1 protein-coding gene is annotated in these 1,220 nt (G+C 70.8%); it reads left to right on the forward strand.

Features of this window, described 5'->3' with window-relative positions; translation table 11 throughout:
• Positions 1-1,220, forward strand: a 1,220-nt coding sequence (locus FKP22_RS30960; protein WP_141292006.1) for an amino acid adenylation domain-containing protein, incomplete at both ends; no start/stop codon positions are given.

A 1,220-nucleotide genomic window follows, 5' to 3' on the forward strand; every position in this document is an offset into this window, starting at 1 on the left:
GCGACACGGTGCTGAGCTACGCCGAGCTGAACCGCCGCGCCAACCAGCTGGCGCATCGCCTGATCGCGGCCGGCGTGCGGCCGGATGCGCGCGTGGGCGTGTGGATGGCACGTTCCATCGAGATGGTCGTCGCGCTGCTGGCGGTGATGAAGGCGGGCGGCGCCTACGTGCCGCTGGACCCGGAACACCCCGACGAACGCCTGGCCTACATGGCCGAGGACAGTGGCATCTCGCTGCTGTTGAGCGATCGCGACGTGGCGCCGTTTGCTGCCGGTCTGCCGAACTGGAACCTGCGCACGCTGGACCTGTCCGAGGCGCGGCAGGACGACCCGCGGCCGCTGCTGCATGGCGAGCACCTGGCCTATGTGATCTACACCTCCGGCTCCACCGGCCGGCCCAAGGGCGCGGCCAACCATCACCGCGCGCTCTACAACCGGCTGGCCTGGATGCAGCAGGCTTACGCACTGTCGCCACGCGACACCGTGCTGCAGAAAACCCCGTTTGGCTTCGACGTGTCGGTCTGGGAGTTCTTCTGGCCGCTGATGGCCGGCGCCCGCCTGGCCGTGGCCGCACCCGGCGAACACCGCGACCCGGCGCGCCTGGTCGCGCTGATCCTTCAGCACGGTGTCAGCACGCTGCACTTCGTGCCGTCGATGCTGCAGGCCTTCCTGGCGCATGAGGGCGTGGAGGCCTGCAACGAGGTGCTGCGCCGCATCGTCTGCAGCGGCGAGGCCTTGCCGGCCGAGGCGCAGCGCGATGTCTTCCGGCGGCTGCCGGGTGCCGCGCTGTACAACCTCTACGGCCCGACCGAAGCCGCCATCGACGTGACCCACTGGACCTGCCGCGAAGACGGCCGCGGCCAGGTCGCCATCGGCCGGCCCATCGCCGGCTTGCGCACCCAGGTGCTGGATGCGGACCTGAACCCCAGCCCGCCGGGCGTCGCCGGTGAGCTCTACCTCGGCGGCGTGGGCCTGGCCCGCGGCTACCTCGGCAAGCCGGCGCTCAGCGCCGAGCGTTTCATTGCCGACCCGCTGGCCGCAGACGGCTCGCGCCTCTACCGCACCGGTGACCTGGTGCGACACCGTGAGAACGGCCAGCTCGAATACCTCGGCCGGCTGGATCACCAGCTCAAGCTGCGCGGCCAGCGCATCGAGCTGGGCGAGATCGAGGCTCAGTTGCTGAGCCAACCGGGTGTGCGCGAAGCCGTGGTGGTGGCGCTG

The organism is Ideonella azotifigens (genome assembly GCF_006519715.1).
Classification (GTDB): Bacteria; Pseudomonadota; Gammaproteobacteria; order Burkholderiales; family Burkholderiaceae_C; genus Ideonella; species Ideonella azotifigens.